Annotated in this window: 27 protein-coding genes; 12 read left to right on the top strand and 15 right to left on the bottom strand. The window is 53.4% G+C overall.

All coding sequences use genetic code 11. The features are described from left to right. Positions 1–54 precede the first annotated feature (54 nt). Positions 55–1,785 carry an ABC transporter ATP-binding protein gene (locus PVA01S_RS03375; RefSeq protein ID WP_127605179.1) on the bottom strand — a complete coding sequence of 577 codons (1,731 nt, stop codon included), beginning with the start codon at positions 1,783–1,785 and terminating at the stop codon, positions 55–57. 34 nt (positions 1,786–1,819) lie between these two features. Continuing rightward, positions 1,820–2,299 (bottom strand): MarR family winged helix-turn-helix transcriptional regulator, encoded by a 480-nt coding sequence (locus PVA01S_RS03380; protein ID WP_127605181.1) that lies wholly within the window; start codon positions 2,297–2,299, stop codon positions 1,820–1,822. Positions 2,300–2,691: 392 nt separating this feature from the next. Here PVA01S_RS03380 and PVA01S_RS03385 point away from each other — a divergent pair, with 392 nt between their 5' ends. Both PVA01S_RS03385 and PVA01S_RS03390 read left to right on the top strand, forming a co-directional pair. Further along, positions 2,692–2,994 carry a hypothetical protein gene (locus PVA01S_RS03385; RefSeq protein WP_127605183.1) on the top strand — a complete coding sequence of 101 codons (303 nt, stop codon included), beginning with the start codon at positions 2,692–2,694 and terminating at the stop codon, positions 2,992–2,994. 49 nt (positions 2,995–3,043) lie between these two features. After that, the gene (locus tag PVA01S_RS03390; protein WP_127605185.1) at positions 3,044–3,706 is read left to right on the top strand and encodes an NAD(P)H-dependent oxidoreductase; all 663 of its coding nucleotides are present in this window, start codon (positions 3,044–3,046) and stop codon (positions 3,704–3,706) included. Positions 3,707–3,811: 105 nt separating this feature from the next. Here the strand turns inward: PVA01S_RS03390 and PVA01S_RS03395 are convergent, their stop codons facing one another. The 3 genes from PVA01S_RS03395 to PVA01S_RS03405 form a co-directional block, all read right to left on the bottom strand. Continuing rightward, the gene (locus PVA01S_RS03395) at positions 3,812–5,677 is read right to left on the bottom strand and encodes an FMN-binding glutamate synthase family protein (protein WP_127605187.1); all 1,866 of its coding nucleotides are present in this window, start codon (positions 5,675–5,677) and stop codon (positions 3,812–3,814) included. A 366-nt stretch (positions 5,678–6,043) separates the two neighbouring features. Continuing rightward, a complete protein-coding gene (locus PVA01S_RS03400) occupies positions 6,044–6,256 on the bottom strand; it encodes a cold-shock protein (protein ID WP_127605189.1) in 213 nt (70 codons plus the stop codon). A gap of 73 nt (positions 6,257–6,329) precedes the next feature. Further along, a complete protein-coding gene (locus PVA01S_RS03405; protein ID WP_054799749.1) occupies positions 6,330–6,533 on the bottom strand; it encodes a cold-shock protein in 204 nt (67 codons plus the stop codon). Between the two features lie 346 nt (positions 6,534–6,879). Between PVA01S_RS03405 and PVA01S_RS03410 the strand changes: the two genes are divergently transcribed. After that, positions 6,880–7,104: a PspC domain-containing protein gene (locus tag PVA01S_RS03410; RefSeq protein WP_054797222.1), complete on the top strand. Its 225-nt coding sequence runs from the start codon at positions 6,880–6,882 to the stop codon at positions 7,102–7,104. Positions 7,105–7,312: 208 nt separating this feature from the next. Here the strand turns inward: PVA01S_RS03410 and thiC are convergent, their stop codons facing one another. Continuing rightward, positions 7,313–9,091 carry a phosphomethylpyrimidine synthase ThiC gene (gene thiC / locus PVA01S_RS03415; RefSeq protein WP_127605191.1) on the bottom strand — a complete coding sequence of 593 codons (1,779 nt, stop codon included), beginning with the start codon at positions 9,089–9,091 and terminating at the stop codon, positions 7,313–7,315. A 393-nt stretch (positions 9,092–9,484) separates the two neighbouring features. Here thiC and PVA01S_RS03420 point away from each other — a divergent pair, with 393 nt between their 5' ends. Both PVA01S_RS03420 and PVA01S_RS03425 read left to right on the top strand, forming a co-directional pair. Further along, positions 9,485–10,186: a futalosine hydrolase gene (locus PVA01S_RS03420; protein ID WP_127605193.1), complete on the top strand. Its 702-nt coding sequence runs from the start codon at positions 9,485–9,487 to the stop codon at positions 10,184–10,186. Then, positions 10,186–11,037, top strand: a complete 852-nt coding sequence (locus tag PVA01S_RS03425; protein ID WP_127605384.1) for a 1,4-dihydroxy-6-naphtoate synthase — start codon at positions 10,186–10,188, stop codon at positions 11,035–11,037. The genes PVA01S_RS03420 and PVA01S_RS03425 overlap by 1 nt, the downstream gene beginning before the upstream one ends. Positions 11,038–11,068: 31 nt before the next feature. Here PVA01S_RS03425 and PVA01S_RS03430 read toward each other — a convergent pair whose 3' ends face one another. From PVA01S_RS03430 to PVA01S_RS03445, 4 genes are all read right to left on the bottom strand, one after another. After that, the gene (locus PVA01S_RS03430; protein ID WP_127605195.1) at positions 11,069–11,479 is read right to left on the bottom strand and encodes a YitT family protein; all 411 of its coding nucleotides are present in this window, start codon (positions 11,477–11,479) and stop codon (positions 11,069–11,071) included. A gap of 82 nt (positions 11,480–11,561) precedes the next feature. After that, entirely contained in the window at positions 11,562–12,776 is a 1,215-nt protein-coding gene (locus tag PVA01S_RS03435; protein WP_127605197.1) for a cation:proton antiporter, read from the bottom strand. Between the two features lie 3 nt (positions 12,777–12,779). Continuing rightward, positions 12,780–13,271 (bottom strand): cation:proton antiporter regulatory subunit, encoded by a 492-nt coding sequence (locus PVA01S_RS03440; RefSeq protein ID WP_127605199.1) that lies wholly within the window; start codon positions 13,269–13,271, stop codon positions 12,780–12,782. Positions 13,272–13,588: 317 nt separating this feature from the next. Then, the gene (locus PVA01S_RS03445) at positions 13,589–13,951 is read right to left on the bottom strand and encodes a hypothetical protein (protein WP_054799747.1); all 363 of its coding nucleotides are present in this window, start codon (positions 13,949–13,951) and stop codon (positions 13,589–13,591) included. Between the two features lie 246 nt (positions 13,952–14,197). Here PVA01S_RS03445 and PVA01S_RS03450 point away from each other — a divergent pair, with 246 nt between their 5' ends. The 5 genes from PVA01S_RS03450 (at position 14,198) to PVA01S_RS03465 (ending at position 19,486) form a co-directional block, all read left to right on the top strand. Continuing rightward, positions 14,198–15,625, top strand: coding sequence for a spore germination protein (locus PVA01S_RS03450; RefSeq protein WP_244932885.1), 1,428 nt, complete (start codon positions 14,198–14,200; stop codon positions 15,623–15,625). Continuing rightward, positions 15,622–16,737 (top strand): GerAB/ArcD/ProY family transporter, encoded by a 1,116-nt coding sequence (locus PVA01S_RS03455; RefSeq protein WP_127605203.1) that lies wholly within the window; start codon positions 15,622–15,624, stop codon positions 16,735–16,737. The genes PVA01S_RS03450 and PVA01S_RS03455 overlap by 4 nt, the downstream gene beginning before the upstream one ends. Positions 16,738–16,766: 29 nt before the next feature. Beyond that, positions 16,767–17,342 carry a Ger(x)C family spore germination protein gene (locus PVA01S_RS27605; RefSeq protein ID WP_307720665.1) on the top strand — a complete coding sequence of 192 codons (576 nt, stop codon included), beginning with the start codon at positions 16,767–16,769 and terminating at the stop codon, positions 17,340–17,342. A 31-nt stretch (positions 17,343–17,373) separates the two neighbouring features. Then, positions 17,374–17,826: a Ger(x)C family spore germination C-terminal domain-containing protein gene (locus tag PVA01S_RS27610; protein ID WP_307720666.1), complete on the top strand. Its 453-nt coding sequence runs from the start codon at positions 17,374–17,376 to the stop codon at positions 17,824–17,826. A gap of 64 nt (positions 17,827–17,890) precedes the next feature. Next, a complete protein-coding gene (locus PVA01S_RS03465) occupies positions 17,891–19,486 on the top strand; it encodes a catalase (RefSeq protein ID WP_174817554.1) in 1,596 nt (531 codons plus the stop codon). Positions 19,487–19,554: 68 nt separating this feature from the next. Here PVA01S_RS03465 and PVA01S_RS03470 read toward each other — a convergent pair whose 3' ends face one another. Together PVA01S_RS03470 and PVA01S_RS03475 are read right to left on the bottom strand one after the other, a co-directional pair. After that, on the bottom strand, positions 19,555–20,055 hold the full coding sequence (locus PVA01S_RS03470; RefSeq protein ID WP_054797225.1) for a GNAT family N-acetyltransferase: 501 nt from the start codon (positions 20,053–20,055) through the stop codon (positions 19,555–19,557). Between the two features lie 21 nt (positions 20,056–20,076). Beyond that, on the bottom strand, positions 20,077–20,685 hold the full coding sequence (locus tag PVA01S_RS03475; RefSeq protein ID WP_054797226.1) for a VC0807 family protein: 609 nt from the start codon (positions 20,683–20,685) through the stop codon (positions 20,077–20,079). A gap of 212 nt (positions 20,686–20,897) precedes the next feature. Between PVA01S_RS03475 and PVA01S_RS03480 the strand changes: the two genes are divergently transcribed. After that, positions 20,898–22,415, top strand: coding sequence for a LysM peptidoglycan-binding domain-containing protein (locus PVA01S_RS03480; RefSeq protein ID WP_127605207.1), 1,518 nt, complete (start codon positions 20,898–20,900; stop codon positions 22,413–22,415). Positions 22,416–22,517: 102 nt separating this feature from the next. After that, positions 22,518–23,159 (top strand): 5,6-dimethylbenzimidazole synthase, encoded by a 642-nt coding sequence (gene bluB / locus PVA01S_RS03485; protein WP_127605209.1) that lies wholly within the window; start codon positions 22,518–22,520, stop codon positions 23,157–23,159. 89 nt (positions 23,160–23,248) lie between these two features. On the opposite strand, the gene PVA01S_RS03490 is transcribed toward bluB, so the two are convergent. The 3 genes from PVA01S_RS03490 to PVA01S_RS03500 all read right to left on the bottom strand — a co-directional run bounded on the left by PVA01S_RS03490 (position 23,249) and on the right by PVA01S_RS03500 (position 25,415). Then, positions 23,249–23,782 (bottom strand): YceI family protein, encoded by a 534-nt coding sequence (locus tag PVA01S_RS03490; RefSeq protein ID WP_054797227.1) that lies wholly within the window; start codon positions 23,780–23,782, stop codon positions 23,249–23,251. A 197-nt stretch (positions 23,783–23,979) separates the two neighbouring features. Beyond that, a complete protein-coding gene (locus PVA01S_RS03495) occupies positions 23,980–24,753 on the bottom strand; it encodes a DODA-type extradiol aromatic ring-opening family dioxygenase (protein WP_127605211.1) in 774 nt (257 codons plus the stop codon). A gap of 11 nt (positions 24,754–24,764) precedes the next feature. Further along, the gene (locus PVA01S_RS03500) at positions 24,765–25,415 is read right to left on the bottom strand and encodes an alpha/beta hydrolase (protein ID WP_127605214.1); all 651 of its coding nucleotides are present in this window, start codon (positions 25,413–25,415) and stop codon (positions 24,765–24,767) included. Positions 25,416–25,439: the final 24 nt, after the last annotated feature.

Here is a 25,439-nt window from a genome sequence, read left to right on the forward strand (position 1 = left end):
CGGCTCCGCCTGAACCGCCGGCGCCTCCTTGAGAACGTTCGTGCGGACGCTCACTCATGCGATCTCCTCCTCCGATAGCTGCGAAGCTACAATTTCCCGGTACACGTCCGACGTCTGCAGCAGCTCGCGGTGCGTACCCATCCCGACGATTCTGCCTTCGTCGAGAACGATAATCCGGTCGGCGTCAATGACCGTGCTCACCCGCTGTGCGACAAGAATGACGCACGCATCCGCGGTTTCCGCCCGCAGGGCTTCGCGCAGCTTCGCATCGGTCTTGAAATCGAGCGCCGAGAAGCTGTCGTCGAACACATAGATGCCGGGTTTACGCACAAGCGCCCGCGCGATGGAGAGCCGCTGCTTTTGCCCGCCGGATACGTTGGCCCCCCCTTGCGAGATGGGCGAATCATAGCCGTCCTTCATGCCCCGGATGAACTCGGACGCCTGCGCAATTTCGGCGGCTCGGCGAACCTCTTCGTCCGTCGCCTGCTCCTTGCCGAAGCGGATGTTATCGGCAATCGTACCGGTAAACAGCAGCGCCTTCTGCGGCACAAGGCCGATCTGCGCCCGCAAGCTTTCCTGCGTCAGCTCGCGCACGTCGATGCCGCCGACGAGCACCTGCCCTTCCTCCACGTCATAGAAGCGCGGGATGAGGTGCACAAGCGTCGACTTGCCCGAACCGGTGCCGCCGATAATCGCTGTCACTTCGCCGGCGTGCGTCGCGAAGGAGATGTTCGAGAGCGCCTGCATCTCCGCGCCCGGATAGCGGAACGATACATTCCGGAATTCGACGGACGGTCTTGCCGAGCCCGCACTCCGCTTCCCTCCATCAGCATCCCGGATGTCAGGCATCATGCTCAGCACCTCGTTGATCCGGGCCGCCGAAGCGGACGCTCTCGGAATCATGATGAACATCATCGAAGCGAAGACGAGCGAGAACATGATTTGCCACGCATATTGGATGAAGGCGATAAGATCGCCTATCTGCATATGTCCGGCATCGATCCGAATACCGCCGAACCAGATAATCGCAATGCCGGCGAAATTAAGCACCAGCATCATCACCGGCATCATGAACGCCATAATGCGGTTCACTTGAATCGCCGTATTCGTCAAATCGCGATTGGCCCGGTCGAACCGCTCCTGTTCGTGACCGATCCGGTTGAACGAACGGATCACACGGATGCCGGTAAGATGCTCGCGCAGCACAAGGCTCAGCTTATCCAGCTTCGTCTGCACCGCTTTGAAGAGCGGACCGCCCTTGCGGAAGACAAGGAAAATGAATCCGGCCAGCACAGGCACGACGGAGATGATAACCATCGCCAGCGCAGCGTCCTTCGACAGCGCCATCACGATGCCGCCGATACACATCATCGGGGCCATGACCATCACGCGCATCATGATCGTCAGCACCTGGTTCAATTGCGTAATATCGTTCGTCGTCCGGGTAATGAGCGACGCCGTGCCGAGCCGATCGAATTCGCTTAACGAGAATCGCTCCACATGCCCGAACAGCCGGCTGCGCAAATCGCGGGCAAACCCGCTCGCCGACTTCGCGGACCACAGACTCGCCCCGACCGAGCACAAAGCGCCGCAGGCGGCGACCAGCAGCATCAACCCGCCGATGCGCCAAATATAAGGCGTGTCGCCTTGAACGACGCCGCGGTCGACGATGTCGGCCATCAGGGTAGGCAAATACAGCTCCGCGATCGATTGCAGGAACACGAGCAGCAGCACGAGCCCAGCCTGCCGGCGATAAGGCCTTAGAAAACGAAGCAGTTTAATCATAGGTTCACCTTCACTTTCCTTCGAATCCGATTCTTCAGGAATCCGTCTCCCGCTCCTGCGGCGGTTCGGCGGCCTGCGCACGGTAGTATGCGGCAACATCGTCGAGCAATTCGATGAGCTGTAAGCTGCGTTCGTGGCCCAAGTGGTCGATCAGTCCCTTCATTCCCTCCAGCATCGCTTCTTCCGCCTGCTCGGTTTCCCGTCTTCCGGCTTCAGTCAGCCGAATGCGCACAGCTCTTCGATCGTCCGGATCGGTACCTCGCTCCAGCAGCCCTCTGGCTACGAGCAAGTTAACCGTCTGTGTGACGGTCGGCAAAGAAACGCGCAGGATGCCGCTGATCTCCGACATCTTCAAGCCGGGCGAGCCGGCCGACATCCCCCCGCGAATGGCAAACAGCAGCATCGTTTCGCTTCGCGTACAGCCTTCGGCCGGTCGCCGGCCGCTCCAGTTCATATGCCGCAGCTGACGGAAGGCGCGGATGAGCTCATGGGAAGTCGTGTATTCAGTAGTCAATCGCAACAGCCTCTTTTCGCCTCGAAAAATTAATAACCGAAATATTTAGTTAGATAACCTAATTATATAGATATTAATTATTTACTGTCAACGCAATTCCGCGATGGGCATCGGAAGCGGCAGGAAGCACGCCGGGCAGCATCCGATGCCGCTCCAAACCGCCGTACGGCCCCGGCGTCCGATACCGCGATCAGCAAGCAGTATGCGGCATGCCCGCATCCCTTGCCCGTTCCGCTCATTCTTCTGAATAGCCGTATTCCTGCTCTTCCCGCCATAAGGCACATCTTATTCCAACTAACTTTATGTAAGCGAACCGCCGTGTTATACTCGAGAAAAGAATGAGTTCTCTCACCACACGCTTCAGGCGTATCCGAGAATGGAGGGCTGTTGATATGAACCAGATGTATATTCGACACACGGTAGGTAGCCGGCTGCTGTTGGATTCGGTGAAGCATACCGCCGATTTCGACATCCAGCCCGTTGACGGACAGTGGCAATTCGTCATCCGGCTTGCGGACGACAAGGTCGCTGAAGAAGTGCTTAAGTTCCGGGACGAGCTTAACCTGTTTGTCGTCGATGACGAGAAGCCGGACGTGAAGACCTGGTACTATTCCTCGGACGGACGGGTCGATTACGATAAGGCCGGACGCACCTTGACCATCATCGCCGACGCCAGACTCGATTATAACGTGTAGTCCGGCACGCAGCCGGACAAACGAAAAACAAAAAGGAAGGTGATCCCGGATGAGCAAGGAGCGCATTATTGAAGCTTACCGTTTCAGACACGCCTGCAAGAAGTTTGACGCTTCCCGCCGGATCCGTGAGGAGGACTTTCACTTCATTCTGGAGACCGGACGCCTTTCGCCAAGCTCCTTCGGCTTCGAGCCTTGGTCGTTGGTCGTGCTGCAAAATCCGCAAATCCGCGCAAAGCTTCTCCCCGTCACATGGGGCGGGCAGAAGCAAATTCCGACAGCCAGTCACCTCGTCCTTCTGTTGGCGAGAAACGCCTCTAGCCTGAGGCCAGACGCTCCCTATATTACTTCCATGCTGGAAGACGTGCGTAAAATCCCGCCAGAGCTCGTAACCGGCGCCCGCGATCGCTACCGGAAGTTTCTGGACAGCGATTTCAAGCTGAGCGGCAACGATCGGGCGATGTTTGAATGGGCGTGCCGGCAGTCGTATATCGCATTAGGCAACATGATGACGGCTGCAGCCCAGATCGGCATCGATTCATGCCCGATCGAAGGCTTCGACAAGGAGGCGGTAGAGACGCTGCTTCGGGCGGAAGGCGTTGTGACGGGCGACGATTTCGGTCTCGCCTGCATGGCGGCCTTCGGCTATCGTATCCGCGAACCGCGCGACAAGACCAGACGCCCTTTGGACCAAGTGGTGCGCTGGGTTTTGTAACCCGCGCAGCTTAAAGAGGGGCCGGCCTTTGTTTGAGGGCGGCCCCTCTTGGGCATGCATATTTGGTGCGCTTTCCACAGGCGGCTCCCCGCCAGCATCCGGCCGCTACGAGGACTTCACGATCCGAACCGCCGGTTCGTTCGGCCCGGCCGTGTCCCCTTCCGGATCGGGAAACAGCCGATCCATCCGGATCGCCGCGGCGTTCCGGTCTTTGAACGTCACATGGCTCCGCTTAAACCCGGTCGGCGACTCCAGGCCGCAAGAAGCAGCAAGCATAAAGACGCCTTCGCGCACCGTCGCCAAATAGTTGGCCGTCCGAAACCGCTTCTCCTGCACGACAAGTCCCTGCTTGAGCTCCGGCTTATGGCTCGTCACCCCGGTCGGGCATTCGTTCGTATTGCACTTGAGCGCATTAATACAGCCGATCGTATTCATCGCCGCCCGCGCGACGTTGATCAAATCCGCGCCGAACGCGAGCGCGATAGCCATCTTGTCGGCGGAGGCCAGCATGCCGCTGGCGAAAATTTTCACCCGGCCGCGAACGCCGTATTTGCGCAGCGTACTGTCGACGATCAGCAGTGCCGAATACAGCGGGAGCCCCAAAGAATCGGCCATCTCCATATACGTAGCGCCCGTTCCGCCCTCACCGCCGTCCACGGTCAAGAAGTCGGGCGAGCGGCCCGTGCTCCGCATATAGTCGGCCAGCTCCTCCACCGCCAGCTCGCTGCCCGCCACCAGCTTCACGCCGACCGGCTTGCCGGACAACGCGCGCAGCTTCTCGATGAAATCGAACAATGTCGGGATATCATGGAAGTCGGTAAAACGGTTCGGCGACTCCACATCTTGATCCCAATCCATCGGGATCCCGCGGATTCGGCGGATCATCGGCGTCAGCTTGCTCTTCGGCAGCTTGCCGCCGCGCACCTTCGCCCCCTGCGCCAGCTTCACTTCGATCAGCTTGACTTCCGGCCGCCCGGCCGTCTGCAGGAAAGCTTGTTCGTCGAACGTTCCATCCGCATCGACCCGGGAGCCGTTCTTGGCCGAACCGATCTGATAGATCAGATCCGTCTCCTTACGCTGCAAATAGCCGCGATCCACAAGCCGCTCAGCCGCGAGCACGTACGGATTGCGTTCCATGTCGAACACATCCATGGCGTCGTGCTCGATACCGCTCAAGTCCTTCATAATCTCAAAGGTCGACACGAGCAGCTTCCTGCCTACCAAGTCGTACACCTGAAGCTCCTCCGGTTGCTCCGGCCGGGGCAGCTTTCGGTCCCGCATCTCGTACACTTTGGACAAGTGATACGGCGACAGCCCGCCCTCTCCCGTATTCATCCAGGTGCCGGTTGCAATGGCAGCGCCTTGCGCCAGCGCCATCACCGCATGGTCGGACAACGAGCCGAAGCTCATCGCCGAGATGCCGATAAACCCTTGCGTCCGGTAAGGCTGCCGAACGTCGTTGCAGCCGCCGATGACAACGGCATCGCGCGCGTCAAGCAGCCAAGGCTTCGCCGACGTGAGATACCTTGTCTCCTTCCGGGAGACAAGCCCTTCCTTCACGATTTGATACTTATACGTGATCGAGATCGGGGACGACTGATCGACCGCGAGCTCATCCCCATTTTTAGGGAACATCGCGTTGTTCAAATAAAAGCCTTCCTGCGAGAAATCTTTACGCGAACCGAACCCGATGACGGTGGATCCGTATTTGCCCGCTTTGGCAATATACCCCTGCGTGTCCCGGTCGATCGGTCTGCCCTCTTTATCGCCCCAGATGAAATATTGGCGAAGCTCCGGGCCCAGCATTTCGAACACATACCGGAATCGGCCGATCACCGGATGCGTCCTCAGAATCGAATGCTGCTTCTGAATATATTTGTCCCATACATAGACCCCCGCTACCGTCAGCGGGAGCGCCAGAACGACGACCTTCGTCACGATATCGAGAATCGCCCACCATACATCGAACATTGTACCGCCTCATTTCCGTCTAAGATGCAACCTCATCTTTGAATGAAAACGTATACAAATTCTTCTGTTTCTTTCATTGCCGGCTCCTGACCAGGAGGTAGAGCATGATGGGGCGTTCGCCGACATGGGCTGCAGCGCCGCGCATTTCCACCCCTACCATCTTATTCCGGCATTCGAAAATTCGACTGGCGTTTCGCCCATTTCCCGGTATGAATCGCCGCGCGTCGGGAAGGCGAAGTCTGCGGCTGCCGTTCTTTGCGGCTCCACGGATCCGGCCTATCCCCCGGCCTCATCGCCAACAAAAAAACCGCGATCCCAAAGTTCGGACTGCGGTTATTATTCCAATATGAACTTTTCCTTCGCGTCTTATCGGAACGACTTGCGGTCCGCGTTCGAGTTGATAAGTGACGGGAGCATCCTGGTGTCGCTGACCATTGGAGATGCGCATAACGGGCAGCTCGGCTCGTGTTCGAACGCAAAGTTGTCCCGCATCCACCCCTTGCAGCCATCCATTGTACAAGACCAGATCGCGGTTTGCTCCGTAGGGATTTCCTCTAACGTCTTCTTACGAAAATTCATGAATACTCCCCCTTCTTATCCTTATCCGAAAAGAAAAACTGCTCTTAACAACCGTTAAGAGCAGCTAGGTTTCTTAGTAAACTTTAACGACGTTCTCAGCTTGCGGTCCGCGGTTGCCTTGAACCACATTGAATTGAACGCGTTGGCCTTCGTCCAAAGACTTGAAGCCTTCGCCTTGGATTGCGCTGAAGTGAACGAATACGTCGCTGCCGCCTTCAACTTCGATAAAGCCAAAACCTTTTTCTGCGTTAAACCATTTAACTGTACCTGTTTGCATTGTTTGTTGCCTCCAAAATTGTTTTTAACATGTTCATTTTTCCTATACGAAAAAAATTCACACATTGAAAAAAGTACCCTTCTAAACATGACACCTTTTTCAATATGCGAATTCCGGTTTCAAATTTTTCAATTACATACATCTTATCACAGCTGGAAGCAGAAAGCAAATACTATGATACTCCGTCCAAAGCAGAGGGATTCCCCGCCTGAAGGCTAGCTTCGAATACCGCCTTCGGTCCGTTTTCTCCTCGTCTTGCTTCCCCTAGAATAAAGACATGAACAACACCCGCGAAACCGGCCGCCGGCCGAATGAATCTTACCTGATCCCGAAAGGAGAACGAACCATGAATAGATTATACCGTTCCAGAACGGACAACAAAATGACGGGTCTTTGCGGAGGGATTGCCGATTGGCTCGGGCTTAACGCAACGCTCGTCCGGTTATTGGTCGTGATCGCCGCCTTCTGCAGCTTCGGAACGACGATGCTCCTATACTTTATCGTCAGTCTGGTAATCCCGAAAGCGCCATACGGCCCTAATCCTTACAACCAATCTTACACCACTTATTAAATTAAAGCGCGTCTGGACGAATATAACCGGCTGGCGGAGCAGTGCGAGAGGCAGGCGGTCGAGGCGTTGGCAGAAGAACGTACGGCGGAAGCCCGGCTGGCGCTGGAAACGCAGCTGCGCAGCGTACCGCCGACTCCCTAATAAAGACCGGACTGCCGGCCGGAACCTTGGCAAGCCCCCCTGCTTTGGCAGGGGGGCTTGCCTTGTTCTAGGAGTAGATGGCGCTGCCGCCTTCTTTAAACGCTTTGGCCTTCTCCTTCATCCCTTCTGCAACGGCCTGCTCATCCGTGAGCTTTTCTTGCTTGGCAAACTCGCGAATATCATGGGTGATCCTCATGCTGCAAAACTTCGGACCGCACATCGAGCAGAAATGGGCTGTCTTGGCCCCTTCGGCCGGTAACGTTTCATCGTGATATTCCATCGCTCTTTCCGGATCCAGCGACAGATGAAATTGATCTCTCCACCGGAACTCGAACCGGGCTTTGGATAAGGCGTTGTCCCTCTCCTGCGCGCCGGGATGGCCCTTGGCCAAATCCGCCGCATGCGCAGCGATTTTATAGGCGATGACCCCTTCGCGAACATCGTCCTTATTCGGAAGACCCAGATGCTCCTTCGGGGTCACGTAGCACAGCATCGCCGTACCGAACCAACCGATCATGGCCGCGCCGATAGCCGAAGTAATATGATCATAGCCGGGGGCGATGTCCGTCGTTAAAGGGCCTAAGGTGTAGAACGGGGCCTCCTTGCACACCTCCATCTGACGATCCACATTCTCCTTGATCTGATGCATCGGCACATGACCGGGCCCTTCCACCATCACCTGTACATCGTGCTTCCAGGCCAGCTGCGTTAACTCGCCTAGCGTCTCCAGCTCCGCAAACTGGGCCTCATCGTTCGCATCGGCAATGGACCCGGGACGCAGGCCGTCCCCGAGAGAAAAGGCTACATCATAAGCTTTCATAATTTCGCAAATCTCTTCAAAATGCGTATACAGGAAGTTTTCCTGGTGATGCGCCAGACACCACGCCGCCATGATGGAACCGCCGCGGGATACGATCCCGGTCACACGATTCGCGGTCATCGGTATATAACGCAGCAGCACGCCGGCATGAATCGTGAAATAGTCGACGCCCTGTTCCGCTTGCTCGATAAGCGTATCCCGGTAAATGTCCCAGCTTAAATCTTCCGCTTTGCCATGGACCTTCTCCAGCGCTTGATACAAGGGTACCGTTCCGACAGGCACGGGGGAGTTGCGGATAATCCATTCGCGGGTCGTATGTATTTGCTTGCCCGTCGACAAATCCATGATCGTGTCCGCCCCCCAACGGGTAGCCCACCGCATCTTCTCCACTTCCTCCTCGATCGAAGAAGCAACCGCCGAGTTCCCGATGTTCGCATTGATTTTCACCAAGAAGTTGCGGCCGATAATCATCGGCTCGCTTTCCGGATGGTTAATATTCGACGGAATAATCGCCCGGCCGCAAGCGACCTCGCTGCGGACGAATTCCGGCGATACGTTCTCCCGAATCGCGATGTATTCCATTTCCGGCGTAACGATCCCTTGTCTGGCATAATGCATTTGGGTTACGTTGGCGCCCGGCTTCGCTCTTAACGGTTGGCGTTCCAGGCCTGGGAACCGCTCCGGACTGTCCGGCTGTCCCTGCTTGTAGCCGTTGTCTTCGGGCTTGACGGCGCGGCCTGCATAAGCTTCCGCATCGCCGCGCTGCAAGATCCAGTTCAACCGGTTCCGGGGCAAGCCCTTGCGGACGTCCGCGCTGTACGAGCTGTCCGTGTAGGGGCCGCTGCTATCATACACACGAACGGGGGGATTCTCCTGCTCGGTACCGCCGACGGCCGTCGGCGTTAACGTAATTTCCCGCATCGGAACTTGAATATCCTCGCGGGAGCCTTGCACATACACTTTCCTGCTTCCCGGTATAGACGATAAATTCGGGACGACTTCCACTTTCTTGTTTTCGCTTGCCATTTCATTTCCTCCTCGGATGAATGTGGAGCAAGCGGAGAATTCCTTGTATACGCCAAAAAAGACCGCAACGAAGAAGCGGTCTTTGTGTGTACAAAGGCTAAGTCTTTTCCTCCGCTGGCATTACCCAGATCAGGTATTACGGTCGATAGCATTAGGGCTACCCTCTCAGCCTGGCTCACCAAGCTCCCGTGTTTATTCGGTTGTCGTAACTATCATATTACAGATCGCCCGTAAAAATCAATCCATAGCTTTTCGGGAGTCTGCCTGTCGGGAACGTTGCTTTTATCGCCCTTGATGTAGTATTTTGGGTATGAAGGGCTTGTTCGCATGATCGATAGACCAGGACGATTCCCCTTCCATCCGGACAGGGTAGATATAAAGGAGATTATCGCCATGAAGCTCGATCCAAACACGGAAACACCTGCCGGTTCAGGCTCCGGCGAACCGGACAAGCATTTGCGCGTTCTCGTGATGACCGCAGTCGCTGCCGAGCGAGACGCGGTGCTGCGCGGGCTCCGCGGATCCGGCAGATTCGATGTCCTGCTGGCCGGTGTCGGCCCGGCTATTGCCGCCGCCCGTACGGCAAGGGCATTAGCCTCGGCCGAGTACGGCTTGGTCGTAAGCGCCGGGATCGGCGGCGGATTTATCGGCAGGGCTGAAGTGGGGTCCCTGGTGGTGGCGAATGAGATCGTAGCCGCCGACCTGGGCGCGCAAACCCCGGAAGGCTTCTGCAGCCTGGACGAGTTGGGCTTCGGCTCTTCCCGCATCCAGGTCGACCCCAGCCTGACGATCCGGGTAACGGAGGCGCTGCAGGCGGCCGGACAGCCGGTTTATGCAGGCCCCGTACTTACCGTATCGACGGTGACCGGAACGGCGGCGCGAGCCTTGGAGCTGGACGTCCGGGTGCCGGGGGCTGCCGCCGAGGGGATGGAGGGGTTTGGTGTAGCTGCCGCCGCCCTCGACAGCGGCGTGCCGATCCTCGAAATCCGTGCCATCTCGAATGCGGTCGGTCCGCGTGACCGGACTGCCTGGCGTATCCAGGAAGCGCTGGACGCACTGGAAGCTGCAAGCACAGTATTACTGGAGGTGTTATGATGAACATTGCCTTTTCTCCTTGCCCCAACGACACGTTTGTTTTCCACGCCTGGGCGCACGGGCTGCTGCCCGGAGCTCCGAAGCTTGACGTCATGTACGCAGACATCGATATTACGAACACGCTGGCCGCCGGCCCGGACGGGCCGGAAGTGCTCAAGATCTCGTATGCGGCGCTGCCTTGGGTACTGTCCGATTACGCGCTGCTGCCGTGCGGGGGCGCACTTGGCAGAGGCTGCGGGCCCCTGGTGCTGACGGCCAATCCTGCAGTCAGCGCCAAAGGCCCGGCGGCCCTGAGCGGCCGGCGCGTAGCGGTACCGAGCGAGCGGTCAACCGCCTACCTGCTCTTCCGGCTATGGGCTGCTCAGCAAGTGCCGGGAGGCGTCGGCGAGATTGTGATTATGCCGTTTCACGAGATCATGCCGGCCGTACGCGATGGCGTGATCGATGCCGGTCTGGTGATCCACGAGGCGCGTTTCACCTATCCGTCGTACGGGCTCACTCTCCTGACCGACTTAGGCAGCTGGTGGGAGAGCGACACCAACCTGCCGATTCCGCTCGGGGCGATCGTCGCCAAGCGGTCGCTGGACCTGCAAGCGATCGCCGGCTGGATCCGCGCATCCGTCGAATACGCCTGGGCGCACCCGGAAGCGTCGCGCGATTACGTGCTAACCCACTCCCAGGAACTGGCCCCCGAAGTCGCCCAAGCGCACATCGACTTGTACGTGAACGAATTTACCGCGAATTTGGGAGACAGCGGATATGCCGCAGTGAATGCGCTGCTCAGCCGCGCCGCACAAGAAGGGCTGGTGCCGAAGATCGATCCGGCTGCCCTGCGGCTGCCGCAGGCATAACGGTCAGGTGGCGCCGGGTCTCACCTGCCGCTTATTTATTAAACACATTTCCATACTTGGAAACACGCGGCGGCTTTCCTAGCGAATGCCGCGTATTTCCGTCGTTTTCTCCGTTCTCGCGATCCATCGGGACAACGTCAACAATGGCGTCGGGATCGATGGAATGAATGAGGTCTCGCAGTGTCAGCTCTTCCAGCCTGTAGATGACCAATTGCAGCCTGTGCACGACCGCGCGATCCCCGCTTTGTATGCTTGCAAACCGTACCAGGTTACGCCCTGTCTCCCGTTTGACCGCTTCCTCCATGATATCCCCATGGCGGGTGTTAATCCGCATCATCCGATTCAACGACCGCACGTTCAGCAACCGATATCCTGCGATAAACGAAGTTGCCAGCACAATCGCATAAAAGACTGCATCGTATATCATCAGTTCATGTCTCACTTGGGTTCCTCCTCACCACATGGGTTAGAAGCTCCTTGACTCGACGCTTTTGTAACAGACTCGCATTCCTGCTGCTGCAGCTTTATCCCTTTTGTTTCTCACGGTTTAATCGGGATAGTTTAAATACGCGATCCAGGCCTTTGTATATCACTTTGGTTTCCTTCGTTAGCAGCGGCCCCAGCACCGCCAGAATCAATACGTACAGCGCCGCAAACGGCTGCACGATCGGCAGCAAGCCTCCCGCTTTGGCCAGGTTGGCCATAATAATTGAAAATTCGCCGCGCGCCACAATCGTGAGTCCGATATTCACAGACGCTTTCGGAGACAAGCCGGCGCTATGCCCGGCCCACATGCCTGCGGCGAAATTGCCGAGCAGCGTCAGCGCGACCGCGCCTAAAGACAGCCAGACGGCGCCGCCGAGCGAGAAGGGATCGATCGTCAGACCGAAGCTGAAGAAGAAGATCGCCCCGAAAAAATCGCGAAACGGTAAAATCAGATGCTCGATCCGCTTCATATGCTCGGTTTCGGCGAGCACCAGCCCGACGAGCAGCGCTCCGATCGCCTCCGCCACATGGATCGTTTCCGAGAACCCGGCGATAATGAACAGCCCGGCGAAAATGACGAGCAAGAACAGCTCATTCGAGCGAATATTCAACAGCCGGTTGAGCAGCGGAACCGCTTTGCGTCCGATGATCAGCACGAGCAGCATAAACCCGAGCGCGATGGACGCGGACAAGAGGACGCCTCCCAACGAGGAGGAGCCGCTGAGAACAAGACCGGAGACGACCGAGATGTAGATAGCGAGAAATACGTCCTCGAACATAATGATGCCGAGTATCATCTCCGTCTCCGGATTGGCCGTACGTTTCAGATCAACCAGCACCTTGGCCACGATCGCACTGGAGGAAATCGTCGTAATCCCCGCTACGATAAGCATCTCCAGAAAGGGAAGCCCCGCCACGAAGCCGAACAGGAGACCCAGCGTGAAATTGATCGCGATATAAATGGTACCGCCTACAGCGATGGACCGGCCCGATTTAATCAACCGCCCCACCGAAAACTCAAGCCCCAAATAAAAGAGCAGGAACAGAACGCCTATCCGGCCCAAAAAATCGATCAATGGCGCACTTTCTATAAACCTCAGATCAAAGTGCCACCACTCGAAGGAATGCGGGCCGACCGCCATGCCAACCAATATATAGAAGGGAATAACGGAGAAGCGCAGCTTGGCGGACAGCAGTCCGGCAAGCGCAATGAGCGCAATCGCCAACCCGATTTCAAATACGATGTAGTTCATAGGTCACTCACTTCCATTCATTAGAATATTTTTGAAATGTTTCTGCTGCCTCCTTTCTCCCGCTACAACAAGCGTCGATTCCGCCTTTAGGACAACTTCGGGCCCCGGATTGATATGCTTGGATTGCTTCTCGACAACGGCGATAATGGTTGCGCCTGAAGTTTGACGCACGTTCAGCTCGCCTATGGTTTTGCCGACGCATTTGTACTCGGGCTCCACCCGATACCATTCAATAATAAGATCATCCAGCGCCATTTCCATCGTCTCCAGCGCCTTTGGCTTGTACGTCATCCCGCCAATAATGCCCGCGACTAACCGCGCTTCATCATCATCCAGCGTAACTAAAGAAATACTCTCGTCGGAGTCCTCGTAATCAAAATGGTAGCATTCCCGCCTGCCGTCATCATGGACGACGATCACCAGCTTGTCTCCCCCCCGTGTCGTGATTTGAAATTTTTTCCCGATTCCAGGGAGATCGCTTTCTCGAATTGTCATATCGATAACCCTCCTATATTTAATTTTCCCTATCCTTAATCCGACACGTACAGAACGTTTCGGCGCAAGGTCCATGGTATCATTATCGTCTTATAGGGACAGTTTTCAGACAACAGCAAACAGACCCTACGCTGTCGTTTTTTTTAAACGAAGCAAGTGCGCATTTGATTATCGCATTCCTTGAAAAATTGGGAAGATTCAGTTTACAGATGAGCCCAGCACAAATAAACGTTCGGACATAACCGAAAAAAGGCTGTTCGTTCATGGAATGATCGCATGTCAGATTGTCAATAACCGACAGGGGCAGGAAGAAACAACTACACGAAGAGGGAGGTAAACTTAATGGGGGATAATAACAGCCGGGTTAAACGGCGCGCGATTTGCGGACGAAAGGAAACGCGGGCTTTTGGAAGCGCTCTCGAGGCGGCATTCTTCATAGCAAGCAGCAGAAAAGAGAAGGCAGAGATATGCCCTGCAAGCCGCAAGCCTTCGGTAGCCGAGGAGTGCTTCCGAACAGTCGCTTGGTTGGAGGTAAAAAATTCCATGCCATGAGACATTGAGGTGCGAGCCGATTCGCCGGCGCTTACCTCGAGACCGGGAGTCGGAGTAGCGAAAAGCATAAACACCATCATTAAAACTAAAGGAATCCAACGATTGGACGAGATATCACGCGAGAACATGCAAATACACCTCCTTTTCCGATGATTATAATGAAATTATACCATGTTTCAGCCTTAACATCCAGATTACTTGCGATTTAGGGCTGGCAAGTTTTCCCCATGCTGTATTAGGTATATATATTCACCAAACCATTTCCTCGTTCTGGATAAAGGCACACCTGCCTGAACATAATAAAGCCGATGATCCTCATATGCCATATTCTTGAACATGCGTGGTCAAATATGAACTCCAGGTGATGAATGATCATGTCCGTAACACTCGATGCCCTAAAACAACTCGTAGTGAACATGAATGATGCCGAAATCATAGAACGCCAAACCGGACAGGGTCATCCGGTGACACTTCTGTTCATTCGAACGTTAATCGATCAGGAGCGTTTGAATGAAGCCGTTATCGGACCGCTGAACGGCCGCTCTCACGACACGATCATCGGCAGTCTGGCGGCCCCCCATGATGCGAAAATCACGGCTTTGAATGAGGCGAGGAAGCACCTTCTGCAAGGGTCCGTGCTCATCCATGACGGAATCCGGGACGAGTGGTGGGCCGTGCCGTTACCCAATCCGTTGGCCCGTTCCATCGAAACCTCCGAAACGGAAAGCATTATATTCGGACCTAAAGACAGCTTCAGCGAACAATTGGAACAAAATATTACTTTAATTCGCAGGAGGCTTCCCTTAGCGGCGCTAAAAACGGAGACATTTACGCTTGGTTCCCTAAGTCAAACAACGGTTGTCCTCATGTACATCGATGGATTGACCAACCCGGAGTTCATATCCATAGCAAGAAATAAAATAACGGCGATCGACTTCGATCTTTTTCTGGATTCCTCCCATGTTGCCGCGTTCATGGAGGACCAGAATCACAGTTTGTTTCCGCAGTTTATGCAAACGGACCGGCCCGATTCCTGCGCGTATTCGCTTGGGCTGGGTAAACTTGTATTGCTGGTGAACAATACACCGTTTGCCTTAATCGCTCCGATTACCTTGTTCCATCTGTTTCAGTCCCCTGAGGACTACATTAACCGTTGGCTGGTGGCCAGTGTTTTGCGTTGTCTTCGATACTTTAGCTTTTTCCTGTCGATCACGCTGATTCCGATGTACGTTGCCTTAACGACGCACCACTATCAGATGCTTCCGCTGCAAATTCTTTTTGTTATCCTGGAATCGAGAAGCAAATTGCCGTTTACGCCGTTCTGGGAAGCGTTTCTGATGTTGGTTACGCTGGAAATTCTGAAAGAAGCCAGCTTGCGGATGCCGACCAAAACAAGTCAAACCCTTGGGGTGATCGGCGGGATCGTCATCGGACAAGCGGCGGTGCAAGCCGGCTTCGCCAGTCAGGTATTGATTGTTCTGATGGGTATTTCGGCCGTTGCCTCGTTCCTGGTTCCCAACTATCTGGTGACCAAATCAAGTTTGATCATTCAGTTCCTTTTTCTGGCGCTCGCGTCTTTATTGGGTATCCCCGGGATGGTGCTCGGTTCGACCGCAGTGCTTGCTCATCTGAATGGACTTACTTCCCTGAAACAACCTTATTTGGCGCCTGTATCCCCCTTTTACTGGAAAGAATGGATGGATCTTTTCATACGCGGTCCTTTGCGTTTCATGAATGTCCGTCCTGAATCTTTAAAGCCTTTATATAAATGGCGAAAACAGCCAAAGGAGAAAATAACTTGACGTCTTCTTCACTATTCAATAAAACGTCTCCCTATGGCGGCGTATACGCCATGTTTCTGGTAAACCGGCTTCAAATGCTTTACTTCGTCCTGGTTATGCCTGCGTTTTTAGTTCATCCCTATATGATCTGGGCCATTATCGCCATGGGGTTATTATCGCAGGTTAATCTGATCATGCTCTCCAGATGGTTTGCTTCCGATCTTTCTGAACAGGGCTATGAAGGATTTGTGCTGCTTTTTGGCGAGCGGACGGTGCGTTTGCTTGCGATGGCAGGCCTATTGTTCATCTTGATCAAGATCACCGTTGTCACGCAGGGCTACACCGATATTATTCATCAGTATATTTTTCCGTCGATGAACCGGAATTGGCTGATTCTTTTTGCCATCCTGATGAGTTTTTACTTGGCGGCTCAAGGCATGGAGAACATGATCCGCTTTATCATGATCGCTTGTTTAAGTACGTGCTGGATGGTTATCGTCTTTGTTCCCTTTTATTTTTCGCCGACTGCATCGCTGACCGATTTATATCCGCTGATCCCTGCAAGCGGGTCGGCGTTTACATGGAAATCGCTGTTATTCATTTTGTCCGCCTTGTCAGGTCCGGAATATTTGATCCTGTTAACCCCTTGGCTTAATCCGCGGCAGAAGACGCTGAAATATTTTACTGCTGCAAATGCATACACAATTTGGGAATATTTGTTTCTGTTTATCGGCGCGTTATTATTTTATGGTTCCCACTACTTGAACACGATCAAGTTTTCGATTGTGAGTATGGTACGATACTTGCAATCCCCGGTTTTTGAGCGCGTGGACATCTTTCTGGTGTCGGTACATATGATTTACTTCATGTATGTGATGGCTCTCTTCTTGTTATTATGCTATGGGGCTGTGCGGATCATTGCAGGCAGAGTACACGCCAAGACCAGCCAGATCGGGCTTCTGTTAAGCGGTACGGCTGTACTTCTCTGTATGTTCGCGGTAAGCAATTGGTTTTGGGATGCAGGAACCGATCAGAACATGTGGCTCAGCCTGCAGAGCTGGTCAGGCGCATGTACGTATCTGCTCGCTCCCGCAGTCCTTCTGATAACCCTTAAACGAAAGAGGCGTGTCTAGCTATGCGGCATATCCAAAGGTGTGCGTTAATGGTCGTATTGAGCGGTTTGTTGCTGCTGACAGGATGCGCCCCGTTCGTGGAGAACAATATGATCGAGGAGCTTTCCCCTGTCATTTTCTGGTCGCTTGAGGATGCGGGTGAAGGGAAGCTGACGATCAGCACGCTGGTACCGCCGCTGATTAGGGAAAGAAAGCGTATTCTCAAGCTGCAAGTCGATCTCATTAAACAAGGGGGAAGGGGATTTAATTTGCTTTATTACCGCGAATTGAAAGCCGGACAGCTTCGAATGCTGTTAATCCATGAAGACCTTGCCAAAAAAGGGATCGATTCGCTGCTTAACAACTTATTGACGGACCCCGATATTTCGCATCGCCTTTATCTGGTGATCGTAAAAGGAAGCTTTGACGATTACATCAACAGTCAACTGCTAAAGCAAGAAAATCTTGATTATTTTCTTTACCGCATGCTCAAACATTACGAGAAAAAAAATCAAGGCGAGCTGACGATCGTCAATCTGCATCATTTCATGAAAAAGCTTTACTCTCCGTATTCGTACCCGATGCTGCCTGTCTTCAAGGTCAACAACGAAAATTTTACTTACTGAAGGAACCGCTTTCTTCAAGCATGACAAGCTTATAGCAAACGTTAAACAAGCCGATGACCAAATTATCCAGCTCATTGACAACGATCGTTACCTGAAATTCCTCCCCATACCGGAATTATCGGTCGCTGTAGGTCATATTCGCTCCAAGGTCGATGCGCGAATCAATGAAGATCATTCGTCCATGTATATGCACGTCGATCTGAACGGCCGGATTGAGGAATACCGGGGGAATGAAAATATATTGGAACCCGGCCAATTAGCCGAGCTCAACCAGGAAATAAAGTCCTACCTGGAGAAACAGACTACAGCCCTGCTGCAAAAAATGCAGCGCTGGAAAGTCGATCCCTTGCAGCTCGGGAATGTCACGCGAACCCCATTCTCGAAGGGCGTCCCTGAACAAGAATGGATGGATCAGTGGGAGAAAATGAAAATTTCCGTCACTTATGATCTTCACTTTCAGCCTTTGACCAATGTAAATCCATGAATGATACGGGTGCCGACTGGCAAATAATAGTATTCGGAAACTTTAATCCGAAAGGGGTATACCATTGAATCACGATAAGAAAAGCGAAACGAGCCCCAATCTCTCCGCAGCGAGCCAAACGCTGACGACCCGTCAGGGGCATCCGGTCACGGACAACCAGAACATCCGAACGGTTGGCAGCCGGGGGCCCAGTACGCTGGAAAATTACCATTACCTGGAGAAGATTACCCACTTTGACCGTGAACGCATTCCGGAGCGGGTCGTTCATGCGCGGGGAGCCGGAGCCCACGGTATTTTTGAGGCCTACGGGAAAGCCGGGGACGAGCCCATTGCGAAATACACCCGCGCCAAGCTGCTCCAGCAGCCGGGAAAACAAACCCCTGTCTTCGTCCGATTTTCTACGGTCATACATGGCACGCATTCGCCGGAGACGCTCCGCGATCCCCGCGGTTTTGCGGTTAAATTTTATACCGAAGACGGCAATTGGGATATGGTGGGCAATAACCTGAAGATCTTTTTTATCCGCGATCCGTTGAAATTTCCCGACATGATTCACGCCTTCAAGCCGGACCCCATTACGAATGTGCAGGATATGCAGCGCTTCTTCGATTTTGTATCGTTAAGTCCGGAAGCTACCCATATGATCACGTTTCTCTTTTCTCCATGGGGGATTCCCGCCAACTACCGGCAAATGCAGGGCTCCGGCGTCAATACCTACAAGTGGGTAAATGAGGCTGGGGAAGCTGTGCTCGTAAAGTACCATTGGGAGCCGTTGAAGCAGGGAATTAAAAACCTGCTGCAGCCGGAGGCCAACGAGATTCAGGCGGTGAATTTCAACCATGCGACACTGGATCTGTACCAGGCCATCGAGCGGGGCGACTATCCGGAGTGGGAGCTTTGCGTTCAAATCATGAGCGACGACGAGCATCCCGAACTCGATTTTGATCCGCTGGATCCTACCAAGCTGTGGCCTACCGATCAATTTCCTTTCCTGCCGGTAGGCAAGATGACGTTGAACCGCAACCCCGAGGACTATTTCACCGAAGTCGAACAGGCCGCATTCGGTACCGGCGTTCTGGTGGACGGGCTGGACTTCTCGGACGACAAGCTGCTGCAGGGGCGCACGTTCTCCTATTCCGATACCCAGCGGCACCGCGTAGGGACCAACTATTTGCAGCTTCCGATTAATGCGCCGAAGACACATGTCGCAACGAACCAGAGCGGCGGACAAATGCAGTATCGCCCGGACCGCGCCCCCGGACAAAACCCTCATGTGAACTACGAGCCCTCGTCCATGGGCGGTTTGCAGGAGGCGCCCAAGCGGGGCAAAGATCACGAGCCCTACTACGAAGCGAAGCTGGTCCGCCAGAAGATCGATCGGACGTGCGACTTCAAGCAGGCCGGCGAGACGTACCGGTCATTCGAGGATTGGGAACGGGATGAGCTCATTAACAATCTGGTCGATGCGCTCAGCATGTGCAAGAGCGATATCCGCGAGCGCATGATCCGTCATTTTACGGAAGCGGACGCCGACTACGGCCGGCGTGTGGCAGAAGGGTTAACCCGGGCCGATCAGATCAAAATCGAAAGCGGACAAACCGATCCTGAACAAGCTGTCAAGAAAGCGCAGCAAAAGGGACACGAAGCAGAGCCTTATTGAGAAGAACGCCGCAGGCATACGCCTGCGGCTGCTTGCTGTAACGGCAGATAATTGTAATGCGGGTGCATTTACAATATTTTCTCAAAACAATAGTAAGGCGTACTCCGGAAAGGAAATTGGACGGCTCCGGTATGCATATACCCGGCTCGTGTATACATCGCTAATGCCGTCTCATTCGCGGAGTACACATCCAGCCGGATGCTGGAGCATCCTTGCGTTAACGTATATTGCTCCGCAAATTGAAGCAGCTTCTTCCCGAGTCCCATTCCCTGATAATCCGGATGAACCGCAAGACGATGAATACAGGCTGCTTTTCCCTGACGATCTTGCCAGTTTACTTGTAAATATTTGGAGCTTTGCTTTTCATCCACGACGACCGCCGCAATGACGGCCCCATCCTGCTTCACCCCGAACAGGCAGCCGTTCTTGAGATCGTTATGAATGACGAACCGATTCGGATAGAAGCGGTCCCATTGATAAATACCGTTCTCTCTGAGGTGACTCGTAACCGCTTTGTACAAATGCATCACGCTCTTATGATCCTGACGCTGCAAGGCTGCAATATGCATAGCTACCCCCCGATTCTCTTCTTATTCCGACTGAAGCTTGATTTGTTCAAGACGCCGGGCAGATTTCTTCCGATAAACGACGGTCCATACAATAGCCGCGCCGACAAAACCATACAGCACGAAGTTGGACAAAGCCAGAAATTGCGAGGTGGTCAGTTGAAACACCAGGATCACACGGACAACCGACTCCAGAAGCAGCATGCCCCCCCAAACCAAGGTCATTAATCGCATGACAAACCGGAAATAATCATATTTCCAATTGTCGGAAATGTCCTTATTGAGAAATCGGACAACCAGGTAAAACATGAGCGGACGCTTGAACAAAAGAGAGCCCAGAAAGACGAGTCCAACCGCTCCCGTAATAAGCGACTCCCGAACCAGCAATATTTTCTCGCTTCCCCCGAAGGATACGAGTACAAGCGTCAGCACCAAAGTGAAAAGCATTAACGTCCCGAACGCATCCAGCTTCTTGTGCTTGATCAAATGAACGACGTTATCCGCGAGCGGCACTAGCGTTGCAATGGATAAGGCCGCTATACTGCTCATGTAATGGGATAACCATTCATAAATGGCCCAAGGTGCGAGACCGTTGATCAACAAGGCAAAAATGACGTATTTACGGGTGGACATTTCGTATCCCTTCCTTTTCCGAGCACTTATTTTTGTTGTATACCGACCGTCGGTATGTTATGTATTCCATAATACAGACCGTCGGTCGGTATGTCAAGCGTTTTTGGAAGAAGTTGCTTCCGGGGCATCCCGATCATCTTCTGCATGTCCGTCCTATTGGATAGGCTTTGTGAATAGCATAGTATGGATAAACGTGTAAAGGGAGATTGTCCATGCTGACTTATGTGGTTCAACAAGGCGATTCGCTTTATCTCATCGCCAGACGGTTCGGAATTACCGTAGAGGCTTTAATGAAAGCGAATCGTCTGACTTCGTCCGTCCTTTACGTTGGCCAAACGTTGACTGTTCCTGTAGCTTTGCCGTTCATGTACCAAGTACAGCCGGGCGATTCGCTCTACTCGATTGCCCGGAGATTCAACACGACCGTAGATGCGATCATGGTCCTGAACAGCCTGACATCGGCATCGCTCTATGTGGGCCAAAGACTGCGAATTCCCGTCTATACCGAGGTGGTGGTCACGGTCGAAACGGCCAATGTGCGCAGCTATGCGGGGACGGGGTTCTCGGTCATCGCCCAAATGGACCGCGGCGCCCGTCTTCCTGTGACCGGGATTGCCGGCGATTGGGTTCGGGTTCGGCTATATAACAACAGGCCGGGCTGGATATTCCGCGACGTCGTCAACCTGGTTGCGCATGACGGCGAACGCCCGATCAAGGAAATATTGGGCTATTATACGGAAGAAGAAGGACCGACCTTGCCCAGCTCCCATCAGGTCTTCGTGCAGCAAAGCGCCCAGCTGTCCAATGTCGGGATGTTCCATTTCCGTATAAACAGGGAAAGCCCGACGCAAGTCGAGAAGTTTCCCGTGTTCGATGATTCTTATATGCGGCAAGAGGTCGAGTTCGGTCACCGCCACAATGTCAAAATGCTTGCCACCATTCATAACCTTCTATATGAACGGGGCAATCAGGAGGTCAATAAGGAAGTGGTCCGGCGGATGCTGGCCAGCTCCGATACCCGCAAAGGGTTTATCCAACATGTGATCCGTCTTCTGCAAACCTATAACTTCGACGGCGTGAATATCGACTTTGAAGATGTTCATTACGAGGACAGAGAATTGCTTAACTCGTTCTATCGGGAATTGGGCCGGGAATTAAAGCGTTTAGGGTATTATTATTCCGTCGCTGCCCCGTCACGCACTTCTGACGAACCGACCAATCCTTTCTCCGCTCCATTCAATTATGCGCTTCTTGGGGAAGTTGTCGATGAGCTGGTGGTCATGCTTTATAACGAGCACGGCTGGCCGGGAAGCGGCCCCGGTCCGGTCGTTTCCATCGGATGGATGGAAAGCGTCATCAAATATGCCTTAACGAAAATGCCGGGCCGAAAAATTACGGCTGCCGTTTCCGTATTCGGTTTTGATTTCAATTTGACGACCGGCCGGAATACGTATGCGACTTACGATATGGCGATGGACCTTGCGAAAAAATACAATAAAACCATCACTTTCGATCAAAAAACACAAACGCCTATGTTCGCTTATACGGATGAGTCCGGCAACGAGCATGAAGTATGGTTTGAGAATGCGGCGAGCATTCGCGCCAAGCTTCTGGCGGCCCAGCGCCTCGGCATCCGGGGAATCGCCCTTTGGCGGTTAGGGATGGAGGATCCCGATATATGGAGGATGATTGCAGACGAATTTGTCGTAGAGAAAAGTATTGCGCCTTGAGCAAACCCATTCACTCCCGCATCCAATACGGCAGCCAAACGTTTCCTTTTTCGGTATAATGAAAGGCGTATAGACGTGTTTTGTCATGGGGGGGATGCCTGCGTGTTTAACGAACAAGAAAAAGAAGCCTTTTACAAAATCATTCACACGAGAAGAGACGTAAGAACCTTTTTAACCGATCCGATTCCTCCTGAAACGATCATGAATTTGCTTGATGCGGCACATCATGGCCCTTCGGTAGGCTTCATGCAGCCATGGAATTTTATTTTAATAACGAAGGAAGAGATTAAGGCAAGGCTGGCTTGGGCAGCCGATAAAGAAAGACGGGCGTTGGCCATCCATTACGAAGACGGCCGGCAGGACCAGTTTTTAAGCTTAAAGGTGGAAGGCATCAAGCAGGCGCCGCTGACCATCTGTGTCACGTGCGACCCCACTCGCGGAGGTTCCCATGTCTTAGGACGAAATTCGATCCCGGAAACCGACATCTTATCTACGGCTTGCGCCATACAGAACATGTGGCTGTCAGCCTGCGCCGAGGGTCTTGCTATGGGCTGGGTCAGCTTTTATAAAAAAGCCGACGTCCGTGATATTTTAAGTATCCCTCCCCACATCGAGCCTGTTGCTCTGCTATCCGTTGGATATACCGAGCATTATCCCTCCAAACCGATCCTGGAAGCAGCGAATTGGGAAAAAAGAAGAAGTCTTACCCATCTTATCTTTCACGAATCGTGGGGAACCGCCTGACTCGGACGGCTAGGATCCCCATCTCCCGGTGTGGACGGATAAAGCCGAAAAAAGGCAGGCGGGCTGTGCCCCCTGCCTTTCCCTTATCGTTACGCTTGCTTAGAAGCTTCAATTTCAATCGTAAATTTAACCTCATCGCCGATGAGCACTCCGCCTGTTTCCAGGACAGCGTTATACGTTAAACCATAGTCGCTGCGTTTGAGTTTTCCTTGCCCGCTGAATCCAACTTTCTCATTCCCCCACGGATCTTTGCCCGCACCCTCGAATGTGACGGAGAACGTTTCGGAACGAGTTACGCCATGAAGCGTCAGATTGCCGGTCACATCGTATTCTCCATCGCCGGTTTTGGTGATTTGAGTAGATTGGAACGTCAATTTCGGGTGTTGCTCAATATCGAAGAAATCGGCCGAGCGCAAATGATTATCGCGGTCGTTATTGCGTGTATCAATGCTGCTTAAGTCGACCTGCAATTGAATATCGGCCGATGTGAGGTCTTCCGGATCGGCTTCAATCTGGGCCTCGAAGGAATGAAAGGCTCCTTTAACTTTAGCAATCATCATGTGTTTAATCGTGAAATCGATACTGCTGTGCGTGGGATCGACGTTCCATTTCGATTTAGCCATAGATATGATGCCTCCTAATGAAATTTACTTACTTTTAATTATCGGCTTATAATTTATTATCTTATAATCATTCTATTTGTTTATCCTGATTTTGTCAATCCTGTCTTGGAAAATTTTGTTTTGATCTCCTTCGGTTTCCTGACACTTGGCTTCTTGGCCGTGATCAGCGTCGCTTACCGCTCCATGCTGCGCTCGCCTTACTCGAACTTCCAGCAGCTTAAACTCAAGCTGCCGTATTGATAGCTTCGGTGCGATAAGCTCGCCCTTCGGTTCGGGTCGCCGGTTCCCATAGCCAGCAGTAAGGGGATAAAATGCTCCGGGGTCGGCACGGCTTCCCGGGCAAACGGCGCCAAGCGATCGTATTGAAATAGCGCCTCCAGATCCCATGCTGTCAGCTTGTCCTCCAGCCAGCTATCAAATTGTAAGGCCCAATCGTTGACACGGGACGATCCTCCCCACTCCAAGCGCCGCAAATTATGCACCGTTCCCCCGCTTCCGATCATCAATATATGTTTCTCCCGAAGGGAGGATAACGCTTTGCCGATCCGGTATTGCTCGGCATTCGACAAATGACGGTTGACGGAGAGCGCGATGACCGGGATATCGGCCGCCGGATAGAGCAGACGCAGGACGACCCAAGCGCCGTGATCCAATCCCCGGACGGTATCGATTCCGGCGGCAATGTTCTCTTGCCGGAATAAATCTTGAATCTCGCTTGCAATCGCCGAATCGCCGGAAGCAGGATATTGAACTTCGTACAGCTCCTTTTGAAACCCGGAAAAGTCATAGATCGTACCATACGATTCGGCGCCGGCGATTTGTTGTTCTCTGCTCTCCCAGTGGGCGGAAAACAGGACGATGGCTCTCGGCTTCGGCAGCTCTGAAGCCAATTGCTTCAGAAAGGCCGTGTATTCATTCTGTTCCAACGCCAGCGACGGGGCGCCATGCGCAATAAAATAGGAAGGGATCACAGGTAAGCTCCTTATCGGTTATTGTTGGCATCTTGCAGCAGCCATAGCGTGAAATCTCTTCGATTATCGGAGGTCACCTCATGGGCGGCCGCATACGTTTTGTACGTGACATGGTTGGACAATCCGCGGAAATAGGCATGGTTCGCGTCGCCCAGCTGCTGCGGAAATACGAGATCATACTCGCCGTGGCAGATGAAGACGGACATATTCTTCACCGATTGATGCGGGTATTCGTGCTGCACGAAAGCCGGAATATATCCGTTTAAGGCAACGATCCCTTTCAACTGCTCTCCCATGACCAGCGCCAGCGACATGGAAAGAATCGCACCCTGGCTGAAACCGAGAAGGTAGCGGCGGCCAGGGTCAATGGCGTATTTATCGGTAGCGCAGCGGATAAAACGTTCCAGCTCCCGGATCGATTGATCAAAGTGTTCGCGAATCGGATTGCCGATGCTTTTAATATGGAAATAAGCATACCCGCTCCCTTGGGACAGATTTCCGCGGACGCCGATCACAATAAAATCATCCTTCAACCCGTCCAATAACCCCATCATGTTCTTCTCGTTAGAACCAAGTCCATGCAGGGCGAAAATGGCCGGATACTTCTTCTCGGGGTCATAGGAAGAAGGCAGCTGCACGTCATACCTATAGTCGATAGTCACGGAATCAATCTCCCTTCATTTGTA

This window comes from Paenibacillus validus NBRC 15382 (genome assembly GCF_004000985.1).
Classification (GTDB): domain Bacteria; phylum Bacillota; class Bacilli; order Paenibacillales; family NBRC-103111; genus Paenibacillus_G; species Paenibacillus_G validus.